This is a genomic window from Mesorhizobium alhagi CCNWXJ12-2 (assembly GCF_000236565.1).
In the GTDB taxonomy this organism is placed as follows: Bacteria; Pseudomonadota; Alphaproteobacteria; order Rhizobiales; family Rhizobiaceae; genus Allomesorhizobium; species Allomesorhizobium alhagi.
Window position 1 is genome coordinate 1 of the sequence record NZ_AHAM01000343.1, and the last position, 16,226, is coordinate 16,226.

Genomic DNA, 16,226 nt, shown 5'->3' on the forward strand with positions numbered 1-16,226 from the left:
TGACAGGCATCCTCCTCGCTTATAAAACTGACGGAAGGGTGCAGATTCTCAAACTACCTAGGGAGCAGGTGGTTCTGAAGGCGTTCTTCGACTGTTGCATACGCCTTCATAGGCGCTACAGCCAACCCCGTCCGCCGGTAGTCCTCGTCCCGCTGCTGCTTCACCTTTGATCCAACCTTTCCATTGTTTCAATGATAGGCTTTCGTAACAGACACTTTCGCCTCGCCGGTGTTGTTGACGTAAAAGCTGTCGAAGAGATGAGGTACACCGACTACCGCATCATTCACATAAAGATAGAGTTCTCCGGACTGTCGTGGGACAATCTCGGCGATCAGGCTCTTATTCCCTTGATGACTTCGCGAGATCGCCTGCTGGAACGGCTCAAGCACGTACTCATCGTTCCCGTATCGACCCACACGTGCGATGGGCTTGAACCAGGATTGGCCCCACCAGCGCTTAAACAGCGATCCAAGATAGTGAACAAACCCGCCCTTGGTTCCCAGAGTGTCAGCCGCAACAGTGCCGTCGTTCCAGTCGTTGGTTATGTCGATCGCAATCCTGTAGTGAACCCCTTCCTGCAACCAGCTGCCCGTGTCGTAACACAAGGAGGATGTCTTGAAGATTGAAGACGCCGCCAACAGTTCCGACTGATCTTCAACCAAGTTCAGCGGTTCTGGGCAGGTAGCACCCGTTGAACTGGCGACCTGAAACGCAACCTTGTTGATGAGGAGGGCCGCGAGCGACAGCGACAGTACGAGAAATGTGGCCGGCAATATCTGTTCGCGAAGTAGGTTGTACACCATCTGAGCAAGGCGACTTTTGCGCACCGATCTTGCGACACGCAAAAAGAATGGCCGGTCTGCGGTTGCCTTCCCTCGCTGAAGGAACATGATCAGGACGCAAGCGACAAACGCGATCCCTAGCCAGGCGGCGGCTGCATTGCCCGCCAACCAGAGAACGAGAGCAGCAAGCCCGAACGCGAGCGAACCTGCGAGCGCAACGCGTTGTTGTGCATCCCGCCTGTCGGTTGTGGATTCTGGCGCTTTGTAGACCTCAACGTTCCAGGCCACGCGCGCCCGATCGTGGATTCGCGTCTTCAACAACGAACTTAACCACAAGCAGATGGCGAACGCGGCGCCAAGAAGCACTGCAAGAAACGCATGTTCTGCAATGGCGTCGACCCAAGGGGCGGTGAATCCCGGAAGTATGCCTTTGAGCAATCCGGCGACGGGACCAACGACTCCGCTCGACATCAAGTCGATGCGCCCCGCCGTGTCGAGCGTGACATATCCTGCAAACAGGGGAAAAACAGCGAAGAGGACCGCGAGGCAGAGCATCACGTAATAGAGGCCGCGCCGCCACCAGACGGTATCGAGCATCTGCTCTACGCGTTCCTGTCGATCAGCAATTGCGCCAGTTGGTTTCAGAGCGGCCAGTGCAGTCGCGAGCTGACCATCCATGCGTTCTAGGTCACGCCGGCGATCGGCTGGCAGCGGAAGGTTGTCAGCGAGGATCCTGCCGGCAACCTTCTCATCCGCCTCCGAGTCTGCAAAGGGGATTTGGGCGCCGCTGACCGTTAATATTCGAACATCGTCCGGCAGCGAGATGGGTGCGTAGGCATCTGCGCCGCTGTGCATTCGAAGGATGACGCTGCTGTCGATCAAAGGTGTCGACGAGCCCATCAAGTGCTTGCTGGACCTCGGATGGTAGCGATAAAAAACGCCGAAACCGGATCGGGAATCATACAAACGTCCACTCGGCGACGCGTACTCCCAATAGTCGGCAACGATCTCCGGCTTGAACCGCAAGCCGGAAGCGGCAGGCTCAGCAATCATCCAACACAAGGGTATGTGAGCCAGTCGGTCATCTGCGTATCCGCCCCCGACGTTGGCGTGACTTCCCGCGAACCAGACTTGCAATAACCTTGGGGCCTCATTCGAATCCGCAGACTGAACGCCTTGGTCTATTTCATCCCATGGTATCGGAAAGAATGTTCGTCGCTCGTCGTCAATGCTGAACGCCTGTCGGGCCTTGTCGACAAGTGCGAGGAGGTTCCTTCGCTCAAACGTCATTGGCCAGACCCACTTGTCTACCGCCTTGGTCAATTCATCGACCGGAAGGCCGTAGGCCGACACTGTGTCCCACACTCCCATGAAGCGGACGCGGATGCGGTCAGGCGCACGCAAGCTACCCGGCTCTGGTCGGACATGATCATAGCCGCGGCTGCCGGTTACCTTATTCGTGGCTGCAACCCACACGTCCCGTACAGCACGGCTTAGAGTAACCCAAAACAGTGCTCCAGCCGGGAAAGCTATTCGGCGAAAGGACCGGTATGCGGCGAGCGCATTGCGATCAAGTTCTTCCTGAGACTTGAAGGCCACAAGGCCTTCCGAGGCAATGAGGCCAACGAGGACTCGTATCGTAAAGGCACCGCGACTGAATCCGAATGCGTAAACGTTGTCACCTGGCTCGTAATTCAGGCAGAGGAACTTGTAGAGAGCCAAAACACGGCGTTTGACGCCGAAGCCCAAGGCAAGTCCGATGAGCTGGAATGGCTTGAAGTTTGAAGTGCCAACACCGTCGCTGAAGGCGGCTAGTTGATCAGCCCCGCCAAGATCGAGCGCCTGGTAAATACGCCAGACATTCGTTTTGAACAGCTTGGCAGCGCTGTTGCCCGTCCCGTCCGCCAAGACAACCAGGTTTCGACCCATTTGACCCCTCGCCTCATCGCATGGCACTTCTGTACTCGATGATTTTTGTGAATCGTCGCCGGTCACATTGGGGGGCATAAAAGCCGAACTGTGGACAACCAAAGTCGGGTGTTGTCCCCCGAATTCTACTTTCCCAGCGGGTTTATATTTCCTCCCGTCTTGTGGTCCTCCAACCGTGCTGCTGCGATACGATTGGAAAGGAACCGGCCGGCAAGTCCGATTCCGAGCATTGCGAGGGATCCGCCAAAGCCGGGTAGTACGCTACCGCCTACTGCAGCAACGCCCTTCATAACGGTCTGGAGCACGGTATCATTGGCGAAGAATGTTGGCAGGATGTCGAAGACCGTTGTTGATCCGGCGGGAAGAACAGGACTGGTCTGCGTGATCGTCTGAAAGGCCTGGTCGATGATCGGTCGGCTTGGTACGCCTTCCGGTATTGTTTGCCGGACTCGATCCAGCAATTGCAGTACGTTGGCGGGCAGGGGATTTTGTGCAACCTGCTGAGCGATTGACAAAGCAGAGGCAAGAACCTGCTCGACGTTTGCCTGTGTTGATGACGCGCTCAGGGTCTTAACCTGTGTGATGAAGTTCACGAGCGCGTCGGATGCCGTTCCCGTCGGGATGCTGGCGCTGCCAGTAGCATTTATTATCGCGCTGTTGCCGATGCCTACCGCGCCGAGAATGCCGCCGACCCAGCTGAGCAGCCGGCCGCGACGTGCGTTTATGGTAATTTTGGAGCCGTCTTCTGCGAGTTCTTTTTCCGTCTTCTTGACGCGTTTTTCACTGAGACGACGGGGCTCCGCTGTGTTGAGAGCCTCCTCGGTGGTCGTATCAAGAACACCCGTGGTAGGCAGGCTGTTCTCATGCTGGAAGGATAGAAGGGCACTGGCAGTCAGCGGCCCGAACTTGCCGTCGATTTCACCAAGCAAGTAGCCAAGCTCGACCAATCGCCTTTGAAGTGCCTCGACCCTGATCGTGCCCCCTTGTTGCAACGGCTCAACCACCCCCACCTCCCCCTGCACGATTACGGGCATGCCCTCGTCGTCCACCAGAATATCGAACCGGTAGAGGTCGTTTTTCTTCATGATCGACTTGAGCAGTCGGCCGTATTTCGGGTCTGTGGCGTAAACCCCGGTAAGAGCGTCTGCGAAACGATCCGGATCGTTCACAAATCGGCGGGCGCTTGCGTAGACGTCCGCGGATCCGAGAAGTTTGCCGTGCCTTATGAAAGCCTCTTCGAGGCTACTGAAGGCCCTGAACGCTGCGTTGACGGTCTTCTTCTTCCCGCCGATCACTTCGGTAGTCAGAGCCATGACGGACGGCTGACCTGATTTCGCCTTTATCCCAAACGGGTTGTTTGAACCGGCGGGCATTCTGGTGCCGTAAGCACTTTCGAGCGCCCATTGGGCAAGCGTTATGGAAGCCGGGATGCTCCAGACGCGTTGACTTGCCTGCGCAGCACGGATGACTTCGATGTTGAAACGCTCGGGGATTTCGAGGAATACTTCGACATCCTCTTCCTCTTCGAATTCGTCTTCACCATCCTCGGGTTCATCCTCGACGAAGCCGTCATCATTATCGAACACCCAGCCCGGAGGGCTGTTCCAGCCTTCATCTGCAGCCTTTTTCAGCCACAACGGGGCATTGACCGACCGGCCTTTGGCTCCCCATGTGAGCTTGCTCCTGTCGTTAGGATTTAGACCGAAGCCTACATGTAGCGTGGCGCGGCCCATATAGTTAACGCCCGCCCCAATGCCCGTTGCACCATATGCTGCTGCCGCGATGATGAATTTGGCAATAGTGGGACTTGGCCTGTCGTCGGTGAACGTCTGAGCCTTTCCCTTAACCATCAACTGGAGGTCGGCGGCTCTGCCTCCGTTGTGACGCGTTGATCCCTTACTTCTTCCGCTGGACCCGGGTTGTCCGCCGGACGTAACAAGGACGACGTCCACTCCCGACGCTAGTCCGGCCTTCTGAAGGACTGCTTCCAGTTCCTTACTTATAGGCCGGTCCCGAATTTTTCCAGCCAAACCGGACTGGTCGATTTTAACCATGGCAATCCCCCCATACTTGCCTTGCGGCGACCTAGAAATTGCATGATACTTTATGTTACTATATCTTCAACAGCGGTTGGCATCAATAGCTGCGAGAATAAATTGGATGAAATTATATCAAAGGTTTTTCTCGAATGCGCAGTCCACAACTATTGCAGGGTTGTGTAAACCACCCCGTTAGCGATCTTGGCGCAGTCCAAACACTAGTCTTACCGTGTCATAAACTTTGTTCACGATGGATTGCGAGAATGGCGATTCAAGCTTCAAATGGAGGGAGCGATGGATCTCCAGGACGGAATCGAAACGAGTGAATCGCGTTCGCGCCGCTGCGCCCGGGCGCATATCTGAACAGCACGATCGGCGGGCTGCCGCCGCCATGCCCCCGGTCGTCGGAGGCTATAGCCCAGAAGAAGCCCTTCTTCGTCCGTCGTCGCCCGGGGGTCGAGCACCGGGCGGTGGTCTCGTCCATGAACAGGCGAGCTGCTTCGGCAAGATGTTTGGATGTTTGCCCATGTGGTCGGCGATCGGCCGGAGATGGAAGCAGCCCCGGCCCGTCCAGTTGCCCAAGGTGGCGCGGTCGAGTGTGATCCCCTGCCGGGTGTAGATGTCGGCCTGCCGGTAGAACGGCACATGGTCGCCAAATTTCGAGACGATGACTGGGCGATCAGCGCATCGGTCGGCAACCCGCCGGGCACCACATGTTCGGGCGCATGGGCCTGTACTACCGCACCCGAACAGCGCCCGGCAGGCATATTTGGGGCGTCGGGTGACCATCACGCGGAATTGCGCGGGGATCACATCGAGGCGCTCAGAGACATCTTCGCCGATCCTCGCCATCTCGCCGCAGCCGCAGGGGCACACGGTGCTCTCCGGTTCGATGATGCGTTCCACGCGCGGCAGATGGGCGGGAAGCTGACCGCGGTTGCGATTTTGCTGGCGCGTGTTGCTGCCCGACTTGCCATGGATGATCGCCGCGGCCTTTTCCTGAGCGGCGTTCAGCACGCCCTGGGCGATCTCCACGTCTTCCAGCGGCAGGTTGTACTGGTCGGGGCCCAGCTTCTCGGACTTGGAGCCGAACTTCTCGCGCTGCAGTTCGCTGACGATGCTCTCCAGCCGGCGCCGCGCCTCCTCGGACTGAGCCACGCGGCCCGGTGCTCGGCCAGGGCAGTCTCCGTCTGCTCCAGAAGCGCCTTCAAACTGGCGTTTTCTTGCGTAAGGGCAGCGACGTTCATGCCACGTTTGAACCATAGATCGGCCGATCTTGCCATCTGGAACAGGGCTCCCGAGTCACTCTGACGCTGCGGATTCGATGCGATTTGGCAGGCGGTCACGATGCGATTCGTCGAGACCAAAACCGGCGACTACGGTCAATTTCCGCAAGCGCGCTATTGGCTTGCGTCTTTGCGCTCCTCTATCGAGTGGACTTCGACGCCGAGGCGCTCCTTCATCTGTCGGACGAGGTTTTGACGCTCCTCGATCCGCTTGTCGAGTGCCTCCAACTTAGCTCTGGGCGGCCATTGAGTTTTTCTTTGCAGTAGGCACTCCCTTCCTTGCCGGCACAGGCTCGTCCACCGTCTGCTTCTTCGCATCGGCAGCAATCTCACTTTTGTCCAAAGCGACGCGCATTGCATGGAATCCCAAGGCTCGATAGGCTTCCATCTGTTCTTCGGAAAAGAATTGGTCGCTAGTGGCTTCGTGCGGAAAGTTCGGATAGCGGCGCTCGTAGTCCAGCACGTAGTCGGGCTCGTCACCCGTCACCGTCGCTTTAACATAGACGAGGATGCCTTCTTGGCCATCTTCGTAGATGATACGGCCAACCGCGAAATGTTGGTTGTGTGCCTCTGAGTCGCGCGAAACGGGTTTCGAACGGTCGGCCGAACGCGCAAGAGCTGCGGTCCTCACAGGCCACCAGTCAAGCGAAATCAGCACGCCTTCATCAATGCGCGCGAAGCGCTGCACATCCGCGAAAGCGCCGAAATTCATGCCCGGATCGGCCTCGGCGTCGATGACGACTATGAACTTGCAGCGGCGCTTGAGCAATTGGTAAAGCCCGATGTTGTCGATGTGGCCGCCGTCGGTAATGTAGATACGCGAGCTGTCCGACCGCAATCGGCCAAAGGCTTCTGCGAAGAGGTAGAGCCGGAGAATGTCTTCCCAGCTGAACTTGGCGGATTGATCCGTCGAGTCGGCGGACGGTTTTGCTTCGTCGAGTTGCTTGGCGGCGAGGATGACATGCTTAGGGTTTCGCAGCCAGAAGCCGAGGCGAAGGTTAAGAAGCGCTAGCGTCGGGCCCAACCAGCCGATGCTCACCCGTCCCATGCTTGACGAGACTGCCGCGCCGGATATGGCGACAGCGGCGGCAAGATCGAGTTGCGGTTCTTCCTTCGCGAATAAATCCGAGGAAACGTAGCCGGTGGAATCGCTGCCTACAAAGTGCTTGGAGAATACGAAGAATTCGGCGTTGCGGCCGCGCTTTGCCGGGTCGGGGCGCGGACGCTCGGGCAGCGGCAGCTGAACCACGCGCTTTGATGGCTCCTTCTGCTGACGACTTGGCGCGGCGTACATCCAATTTCTGACCGTGCCCGTTGCCGCATCTAGACTGCCCTGAGTTTTCTTCCACAGCCCTTGGCCCTTCGTCGCAACCTCTGCGGCCGCGGCAATGTAGTCGCCGCTTTCTTCTTCAACGGCACGGTTGGCTACAGCTGTCTTGTCCCTCGCGCATTCGGTTCTCGGCGCCTCTGCATTCGCAGTCGTTTCGAGTGGTCGACGGACGTTCAGCGTACCGTTAACAAGCAGATAGGGGCCGAAGTCGCCTAGTTCATGCAGTTTGAGGGACGTGCCGTTGGTCGGATGTCCAAGGCGAAACGCGACACTTAGCCGGTCGCGATAAAGCCGGTGCAGGCCGTTCGCGTTTTCGGTGAAATTGATGCCCAACGCGACGATCACCAGCGTGATAGCGAGATAGTTGGCCAGTACTATCAATTCGTCGGTCTGGCCGAACGGATTTCCCGCTTCTGCGCGGGTGGCAATCGCCGAGATGGCCAGAAAAAAAAGCAGGAGCAAAATGGCAAGCGCGGTAAGCTTGCCCGAGCCGCGCCCCCACAACGTGCGCAACGCGCTGCCCAGCTTGCCGGGGCCATCGTATTTCGCCACGAAAGTGATCAGGACCCAGCGAATGACTGTAAAGACAGCGACAAGGCCCGCTAGAATAGAGACCACCCACCAGTTCTCGGCGCAAGAAAGCCGGGGCCGAACAGATACCCACTAGTACAGCCCGGGCAAGACTCCACCTTCATACCGGAGATGATCAGGAGCAGGAAGAGGCCATAGATGAGCAGCGGAAGCGCCAGTCCCAATGCATAGAAGGCAGCGCGGGCGAAAAAAGCTTGCAGCCGCGCACTTATTGTCGGCGAACTCAGCGCCTTCTGTATCCACGCGATCAGCGTGCCGCGGAACGTCGCGGTTGCCGCGACAATCGCCGTGGCAGAAACAACGAGCGCCTTTATGCCGGTTATGCCCGGTTCGACGACACCCCCTTTGGTGGCGGGCGCGATAAAGGCAGCGACGATTCGTGGCTGCAGCTCCACCAGCAAGGCAACCAGCAGGCTGACAAGGAGATATCGCCCCCATTGGGTCCAGCGGCTTTCGTGCTCGAGCGTACTGCTGCCGAACTTCCCATAAAAGCTTTCAACAAAGGAACGCCAAAGCGCCCATGCGACGAGCGAAATCGCGAGAAGCGCTGCGATCCCTTTCGTCATGACAAGAGGATCGGCCACGATCGACCCTACGATGCCCTTTCCAAACTCCTTGTCCCAATCGGAATAGAACCATCTCGCGATGTCGAGCCAGATGCTGTGATCGAGATGACCGGTGGTTGGATTTGTGACGATGACCATCGTCGCAAGAGGCAGCAGCACGGTGAGGAGGAGAAGCAGGTTCACCATCAAACCACGCATGAGAATGGCTCCGGACAACAGGATGTCACCGAAACCCTTTGGTGCAAGAAAGCGGCTGTGGTCGCGAACATGCCCGACCGCGACGTTGTCGCGTACATCCTGGCCGGCACCGCTGGCGAATGGGAAAATGCTATCTCTGCTTTTCGGACTTTGGCCCTTTGCATGATCCGTCGACCCGCCACGGACCTGTCCTGCCGCCTTGGCTTCAAATTCAACCTCGCCCTGCTCTGCAATTCCGGCTGGACCAGCGCTCATGGCCGCAACCATGCTGGCTCCGATGTAGCCGCCTCCAGACACTGTCGACAGATAGTCCACCCGTCCGATGAGGCTGAATTGGTCCAGCGCCTGGAGAGCGCCTAAACAAAAGGAAGCGGAACGTATTCCACCGCCCGAAAGCGCTATCCCAAAAAGCTCCGGCGGCGCCTCGCTTTCGCGGTCCGTGCTGTTTTGGGTTGGGCTTTCGTCAGACGCTTGGGACAGGATGCCGTTTGCGCGGCGGCGAGTGCGAATCGACTCATGCTCCTTGGCGAGAACGGCAGCGAAATCATCACCTTTGGAATCTGATGGAGAGTTATCTGCCTTGTTCACCATAGAGCCGCCCTCAAACGTTACAGTAGCTGTTCGACTGAGATCAAACGTGAAAACGCACCACGCTGGCCCCAACAAGTCTTGGCTGTTTTGGGCGACGGCGCCTGGATTGATAATGCCGCCGATGACGCCGCCGGTCATGACGATGTCGCAGGGCAAGAGCTTTTGGCGGGCAGGTTCCGGTTCTCAGCCCCAGCCGGCGCTTACGCGGCGTTTCCGAATCCAGGCATGCCGGCCTCCACAGTTAGCTCAAAGGGTCTTCAGGTAGGCGATCAAATTCGCTCGCTCGTCCGGCTTTAGCCCGCGACCGATCACCCCCAAAGGCCGCGGCGGACTGTCGGCGCCTTCATCCGGATCTTCGAAGGAGTGGCCGAGATTGGAATTGCCGCGCTCGCTGGTATCGAAAAGGGTCAATCCGCTTTCGCATTGCGGCTTGGCTGGCGCCGCGGGGTGGACGGCGAAGACTTCTGAAGCCGGCACCCTGTCGACCGGAAGCCCCACCCTTGCGGGATCGAATTCGACCGGACCGACACAGAACGCAAGAGGGCGGACGGCCTGCGGCGTCAGGAGATCGTCCAGGGTCGGAACTGAGCCATTGTGCAGATAGGGCGCAGTCGCCCAGACACCGTCGAGTGGCCGGGCGCGATAGTGCGGTTCGACCAAATAGGCGACACTCGGCGCGCCTGCAGTGATCTTGGCTGCATGGCTGTTGGGCTCCGGAAGCATTGGTTTGAACACCCTGGGATTCGGGCAGTTCGGCCGCATGCCCTTGATCGCGGAAACTTCCTCGGCCGGCATCGCCTGACCGTTAAGACGTTCCATGTCCAGGAACCATTGGTCCTCGACCTTCCGGACAGCCGCCATCAGGCCGGCGACAAAGGATGTCCTGAGCGCGGCGTGTCCCTCCATGTCGCAGGGAAGAAGGACATCGCGCCGAGGGTCGATGTCAAGGTATCCAGGCAGGCTCAGCTGCCGTTCCGTCAGCACACGGGCCTGTTCGGGGTCGGTGCCCATCACGGCGACAGATTTTTGCACAACGTTGAACAAGCGCTCGTTGCCAAGCAATATCCAGTTCTTGTCCTCGGGGAGATTGTTGATCTGATCGGTATTTTCTTCCATCCAAAACGAGTCTGGATCATCGATTGGAATTTCGGAATCCCGGACCGGAGCACGATGGCACTCGAAGCACAGTTTGCGATAAAGTCCGCGCCCGGCCACCACCTCGGTCTCATCGATGTCCCAGTTTCGATCGCCGGGGAAATATGTTGCTGCCTCGGCCCACTTCGGCGCGTGAAGTCCGCTGAAGCCGACCTGGGGATCCAGCGGATGCTTCGCTCCGAGCAACAGCTTCTCGACCCTGTTTATCGCCGCGACATCGACAGTCGATGAAAACAGTGGACGCGCTGGATCCTTGACATCAATCATGTTGATCTTGGCGGCAACACCCATCGCCTCGCCGATATTGCGGATGTTCGGATTGAGGATTGAGGCGTCGTACTGCGCCCAGACGAAATTTGGAACGTCCCAGATAGGCGGGAAACTCACCGGGGCCGTATGGGCGGCGAAATTGCCGTCAAAGGCGGCATCTGTAAGGCCTCCAGCCATTTCGCCCACGGCCGGTTTTCCGGGATTTCTCGGGTCGGCGAGATTCTCGTGAAATACCTGGTTGCCGATGCGGTTGAGTGCGTCGAGACGCCCGAACCCTTCATCGGTATGGGCCATCTTGCGCCGCGTCAGAATCGCCTGTTCAGCCCCTACCTTACCGAAGATCTTTTCGTCGCATATCTCCCTAAGCTCGTGTCTTGTCGCAGCTTTTTCCGCCTCGCGCGCCATGCCGGTCACATCCGGCCGATCGTCGAGGAGGCTGTTGGCGAAACGCCCGCTGCGCCAAGGCGCCTTGTCAGCATAGCAAATGGACAGCCCGATAATGCGTTCCAAGTTCTGCAGGTCGATCATCGCGGGCGCACCGTCTATCCGCAATTCTGTGCCTTTGTAGATGACCCGACCGGTATGGCAGGCGGCGCAGGTCAGGCCCAACCCGTCCTGGAAGTTCGCTCCGGTAGCCGGATCGGTGCCGCCCTTCAGAACCGCAAACCCGATGGGAAGGACACCATACCCTTGCGCTGTGTGGTCTCCAGCTGGAGGATCGCATTCCTTGTTGGGCGAAATAAAGCCAAGCCTTGCCAGATAGTCGGGGTCGCTGATCAGCCCGCGCGGGATAATCGGGTCGAGCGGACTGATTTCCGGACGCTCCAGCTTTCTGAACCAGGCGTAAGGCACCGGGAATGTGGCGGTACCCTGCGAAACATTGTGGAACCAGGCGCGATCTTCGTCCGACCAGTTTTGTTCCAGCCACGCGCATTTTTCGAGCCGGCGCTCGGCAAGAAGCGGTGGCGCGAGCATTTTGGAGCCAATACTTGCCCAACGGCCCAATGCCGCGACTCCATCGCGGGCCATATGCGGCGCATAGCTTGCCACAAGAACCAGCATCACCGCGACGAGGATCACTCCGAGGACCACCCGTCCGAGGCCACGCAAAATCGATCGGAGTTTCATGACCTTCTCCTGAAGCGCGGCAGCCGGAAAGCGCCTGCCCGGTTCGCTATTGGTTCAACAATATATTCGCCGCCTCGACCACCTCGTCGGTTTCGGTCGCGGTCCGCCGCGTGATCGTTGGCTTGAAGCCTTCGCTGTCCAAACCCCAACCAAAATTGCGAACGTTCCACCGGCTGCTGGGCAAAACGGCTTCGGCAATGCCGGGGATCGGCTCCCCAGGCACCTTGGTCCTCAGCAGCCGCGTTTCGGTGTGGCAACTCACGCAATCGGTGTTGAAGAAATGGCTTTTCTTTGGATCGGCAATGACCGCCGTGACTTCGATCGTTCGCTCCGCCGTTGCCGGCGCATTGATCAGTTCGGCCGTGGAGACGCCCTTGCGGGCATCCGGCAGGCGAAAGCAAGTGGTCATGGTCTCATTTTCATTATCGGTCCTCGGTCCCGGCAAGACCTTTTTCGCGCCGAAGAAGCGCAGCAGTTGCGCCTTCGCTCGGTCTTCGAACGCTTGGCCGTCAAGCGCTGGACTGAGAAAGGCTTCCAGATTTCCGTTGTCCGATCGCCGCTGCATCGGCACGAAGATCCACGGTTCCGGCCCGTTCGCCGGAATACCCATCACCGCCATTGCGCTTACCTGCGTAGATTTCAGGTGCTTCTCCAGTATGGTTTTCAACTGGTCGCGAAAGGGCTTCTGCGAAGGCGCCTTCAGCCCGGGATGCACGTCGAGCAACCCGGTCGTGACTATCGGTACACCTCCGAACCGCCCCGCTGCCAAATCGTCTCGCAGAACGACAAAGTCGGAAAGTGCCGCGCGAAAGGGCTGCAAGTCCGGGTCGACCCGGCTAAGCATGGGGACGAGGCAGGTTTCCTGCACCTGCGATTTCTTCTCGATAAAGCTAAATATTATGTGAGCCGCCCGATCGTGAATTTTCAGTCCACCATTTGGTTCGCGCGTTACCGGCTGCAGGATAAGCCGGATTTGCGGGATTTGGCCGAACGCTTCCATTATACTCGCCGAAAGACCCGGAGCGCCCACGTCGATGCGGATTCCGGCTACGAACCACGTTTTGATATCCTTGGCATTCTCCGGAAAGCCGATTTGCGCCGTCGCTCCGGCCGAATCGACGATTTTACTGTCCTTGCCTTGAGCAATCTCGATGAATTGCTTGAAGGTCAGATCCGTCATCAGTGGGGCGCCGCCGCTGTCGACCAAATCCGCGATTGATATGAACCCGGACATGTCGTCTCCCTGCGGAACCGGGAACAGGATTGATACGTCATTCGGCGCGAGCGGCGCGGGCGACTGTGCGACGGACGCCGGAGCACAGATCAAAAGTATCGAGACCAGGGCGCCTACTGCGCCGCGCGCCCCTATCCTGGAGAAGAAACGACGATCTGTGCGCATGACCCTAGCGGCCTCGATCCGACGGCGAAGATATGCCAGTCGCCGGTTTTCATTGCATTGTTATAGTAGCGTGCAAAAAAGGAATTAACTCTGAAGGAAAAGAACTATTGTATTGGCCCTATATACTTACTATTGTCGTAAATAGCATCCGAATGCTATGGACGCCATAAACTGCATCGTTTAAAGGCCGTGATGTAAGCTCCTGCTCCATCCGCCGAAACTATCAAGGCAGATCACAAAGAAACGAGATGTCGAAATAGGAACCGATCCTGCTCGTACTCGTCAGGTGAGATCGTCCCCTCTTGCCCCATAATAGTACCTATCTTCCGTTCTTCATGCAATCCAGTATTTTATTAACGGCGAGCAGAGACGAAACGCATAGGGAGAAAATGAAAATGAACATGGCGGTCGAGTGGGATTTCATAGGGAAGGTTATTGCTGTGAATCGCCTCCCAGCATGACCTAACTCGCCGGACGCCGATTCACATCACACTTGAGGACTGGCGGACAGGCATTCATTATTCCAACCTCCATTCCTTACCGGACGGTGTAGCTACGCCCTTCAGCAGAACCACGTCCCTACCGTCTTTCCGGTAGAAGAAGGCGATGTCCTCGATGGCATCGCCATACTGACCGTCAATGTCGGCCACGACTACCGGCGCTGCACGCATAATCCTTGCGGCGAGAACGTCCCCCTTGCCGTTGTCGCGCCCGCGCGCCATTTCGCGAGCATCCCACGTGTGGCACCCGGAGGTCTGCAGGATCCATTTTGCATCGCCGCCACCTTCATTCTCGCACGAATAGATCGTTGCAACGATTTGGACCGGGCTGATCTTTGGGCGGGGTGCATCCAACTCGACCGTCGCAGTTTGGAGTTTGATGTCCCACACAGCCTTGTCTTCGACTTGTTTTCGTTCGATCGTCGTCCTGATGAAAAGGAGAGTGCCGTCGCGGAGCACACGCCAGGGCCGATCGAGCCATCCGCTGTCCAACTCTTCAAGGCAGGTGACCACATTGCCTTTTAGTGGAGCCTCGGCTTTCCCGAATTGGATCGACAGTATCTGGGGTGTAATTCAGAGGTGGCTCGGTTTGTTTGGACAGGAATTCCCGATTTATAAGTGGAACACTGCCTCTGGTTAGGCCGCCTCGGGAAGCGGTAGCGGGGTGAAGTAGGCCTCATCTGGCGCTCTGCCGTCAAGGCTGGAATGCGGGCGTCCCCCGATTGTAGAAATCGAGATATTTTCCGATGGCGGCTTCGCCATGCGTGACAATCTGGCCGCAGCGACGACGTGGGGCGTCTCCGACATGGCCTTCCACAAGAAAGCCGGCCTCAGGATCGAGGACATGGTCCGCAGCAAGTGGGTCTACCGCAAGCTCCGCAACTTCCGCGTCGGTATCGATCACTTGCCTCAAACGCGCCTACGGTTTGGCGCGTTGCACCTGGCGCGGCCTCGATCATTTCAAAGCTTACGTAGCTAGAATGTGTCCTAGCAGGCTGTTGAAGAAGTATCGCGCTTGGCCTTGAGGATGGCCTCGTCGCCGTTGTGATAGGCGAAGGTGATCTCGACCAAGCCGTCATCAAGCAATTCAGCGGAGCCGTCACCGCTGACTTCGTCCATTTCGTCGCAGCCGCCCCATGTGAAGAAGACCATCGAGGGGCCGTAACTCAGATCGAGACCGGCTTGCAGGGCGCCAAACGCAATCTCGCCGTTATTGCCGATCAGTTGGCAGTCCGCCGGCGCACTCATGCCGGCACCGCCATGAGCTTCGGCAGCCGCACCAGATTGTAGGCGGCGGCCGCGAAGGTGAAGGCCCATCCGACCCGGTCACGGCCGCGGAACTTCGTCTTGTCCTGGCCGGCGATGCTCTTGATCCAGCCGAATGCCTCCTCGATGCGCTTGCGGATGCGCTGGCTGACGGCATAGCCGCCGTGCCGCGTCGTGCGCCCATCGATCGCCGAACTTCGGCCGCTCGTGTTCTGCGCCACGTGCGGCGTCACCCTCATCGAGCGCAGTTCGTTGACGAAGTCCTCCACATCATATGCCTTGTCGGCGCCGAGCGTGATCGCCTGCGGCCGGTCGGCACGGGGCTCGATCATGTGTAGCGCGGCCATCCGCTCGGCATGTCCGTCGGCCAGTGTCAGGCAGGCGTCGACCAGCAGGCCGTGACGGTTCTCCATTAGCCCGTGCCCCATGAAGCACAGCTTAGCCTCCTTGCCTTTGCCCTTGCGGTAGAGCCTGGCGTCGGGATCGGTGGTCGAGGCATGCGTCTCGTTCGATCGCTTCTGGCCGTGGAAGTCCGCTTCGGCGTTGCGCCCACCGCCTTCTGCCGGCGGCTCCTTCGGCCCGTCCTTTGGCTTGACGCTCTTCATCGAGGCCCAAGCCTCGATCAGCGTGCCGTCGACCGAGAAGTGGTCCGTAGATAGAAGCCTCTTCACCTTGGGCTGGGCCAGCACCGCGCTCAGGAACTTCGCCGCGATGTCGCCTTCCAGCAGCCGGTCGCGGTTCTTCGAAAAAACCGAATGGTCCCAGGCCGCATTATCCACCCCGATGCCGACGAACCAGCGGAACAGGAGGTCGTATTCCAGCCGCTCCATCAAAAGCCGCTCCGAGCGGATCGAATAGAACGCCTGCAGCAGCATCGCCCTGAGCAGCTTCTCCGGCGGAATCGACGGCCGCCCGATCGGCGAATACATCGCCGCGAAATCCCGCTCCAGCGCCGACAGCGCCTCGTTCACGATCCTCCGGATCGCGCGCAACGGATGATCGCGCCGAACCCGCGCCTCAAGATCTACATAGCTGAACAGCTCGCCCGTCCAATTGTCGTCGCCGCGCACCCGCCACCCTCCGAATCTCCTTGGAACCAATGAATCATGGTCGGAGATCGGCGGCGAGCGACTTTTTCAACAGCCTGCTAGTCTTACTGTGTCATAAGTTGCTGACAGCATGGACATCGTGGCAGC

11 protein-coding genes and 2 pseudogenes are annotated in these 16,226 nt (G+C 58.4%); 1 reads left to right on the forward strand and 12 read right to left on the reverse strand.

The window, feature by feature from the left end; translation table 11 throughout:
• Positions 1 to 188: 188 nt before the first annotated feature.
• The 10 genes and pseudogenes from MAXJ12_RS33865 to MAXJ12_RS37440 form a co-directional block, all read right to left on the reverse strand.
• Positions 189 to 2,711 (reverse strand): DUF2235 domain-containing protein, encoded by a 2,523-nt coding sequence (locus MAXJ12_RS33865; RefSeq protein ID WP_008840769.1) that lies wholly within the window; start codon positions 2,709 to 2,711, stop codon positions 189 to 191.
• A 125-nt stretch (positions 2,712 to 2,836) separates the two neighbouring features.
• Entirely contained in the window at positions 2,837 to 4,765 is a 1,929-nt protein-coding gene (locus MAXJ12_RS34860; RefSeq protein ID WP_008840770.1) for a glucosaminidase domain-containing protein, read from the reverse strand.
• A gap of 256 nt (positions 4,766 to 5,021) precedes the next feature.
• Positions 5,022 to 5,234 (reverse strand): IS66 family transposase, encoded by a 213-nt coding sequence (locus MAXJ12_RS39550; RefSeq protein ID WP_244421697.1) that lies wholly within the window; start codon positions 5,232 to 5,234, stop codon positions 5,022 to 5,024.
• Entirely contained in the window at positions 5,162 to 5,908 is a 747-nt protein-coding gene (locus MAXJ12_RS33880) for an IS66 family transposase (protein WP_008840771.1), read from the reverse strand. The genes MAXJ12_RS39550 and MAXJ12_RS33880 overlap by 73 nt, the downstream gene beginning before the upstream one ends.
• A 357-nt stretch (positions 5,909 to 6,265) precedes the next feature.
• The gene (locus tag MAXJ12_RS33885; protein WP_139044187.1) at positions 6,266 to 7,918 is read right to left on the reverse strand and encodes a hypothetical protein; all 1,653 of its coding nucleotides are present in this window, start codon (positions 7,916 to 7,918) and stop codon (positions 6,266 to 6,268) included.
• A gap of 50 nt (positions 7,919 to 7,968) precedes the next feature.
• Positions 7,969 to 9,450, reverse strand: coding sequence for a DNA translocase FtsK 4TM domain-containing protein (locus MAXJ12_RS33890; protein ID WP_139044188.1), 1,482 nt, complete (start codon positions 9,448 to 9,450; stop codon positions 7,969 to 7,971).
• Positions 9,451 to 9,558: 108 nt separating this feature from the next.
• Positions 9,559 to 11,865 carry a di-heme-cytochrome C peroxidase gene (locus MAXJ12_RS33895; protein ID WP_008840773.1) on the reverse strand — a complete coding sequence of 769 codons (2,307 nt, stop codon included), beginning with the start codon at positions 11,863 to 11,865 and terminating at the stop codon, positions 9,559 to 9,561.
• 46 nt (positions 11,866 to 11,911) lie between these two features.
• Positions 11,912 to 13,045 (reverse strand): hypothetical protein, encoded by a 1,134-nt coding sequence (locus tag MAXJ12_RS33900; RefSeq protein ID WP_139044189.1) that lies wholly within the window; start codon positions 13,043 to 13,045, stop codon positions 11,912 to 11,914.
• 737 nt (positions 13,046 to 13,782) lie between these two features.
• Positions 13,783 to 14,277, reverse strand: coding sequence for a hypothetical protein (locus tag MAXJ12_RS33905; RefSeq protein ID WP_008840775.1), 495 nt, complete (start codon positions 14,275 to 14,277; stop codon positions 13,783 to 13,785).
• 123 nt (positions 14,278 to 14,400) lie between these two features.
• Positions 14,401 to 14,518: pseudogene (locus MAXJ12_RS37440) on the reverse strand (IS3 family transposase); the annotation flags it as partial.
• Here MAXJ12_RS37440 and MAXJ12_RS36435 point away from each other — a divergent pair.
• Positions 14,507 to 14,789, forward strand: a pseudogene (locus tag MAXJ12_RS36435) (hypothetical protein); the annotation flags it as partial. The pseudogenes MAXJ12_RS37440 and MAXJ12_RS36435 sit on opposite strands and share 12 nt — an antisense overlap.
• Here MAXJ12_RS36435 and MAXJ12_RS33915 read toward each other — a convergent pair.
• Together MAXJ12_RS33915 and MAXJ12_RS33920 are read right to left on the reverse strand one after the other, a co-directional pair.
• A complete protein-coding gene (locus MAXJ12_RS33915; protein ID WP_008840777.1) occupies positions 14,752 to 15,012 on the reverse strand; it encodes a hypothetical protein in 261 nt (86 codons plus the stop codon). The pseudogene MAXJ12_RS36435 and the gene MAXJ12_RS33915 sit on opposite strands and share 38 nt — an antisense overlap.
• A complete protein-coding gene (locus MAXJ12_RS33920; RefSeq protein WP_008840778.1) occupies positions 15,009 to 16,100 on the reverse strand; it encodes an IS5 family transposase in 1,092 nt (363 codons plus the stop codon). Before MAXJ12_RS33920 ends, MAXJ12_RS33915 begins: the two co-directional genes overlap by 4 nt.
• Positions 16,101 to 16,226 lie beyond the last annotated feature (126 nt).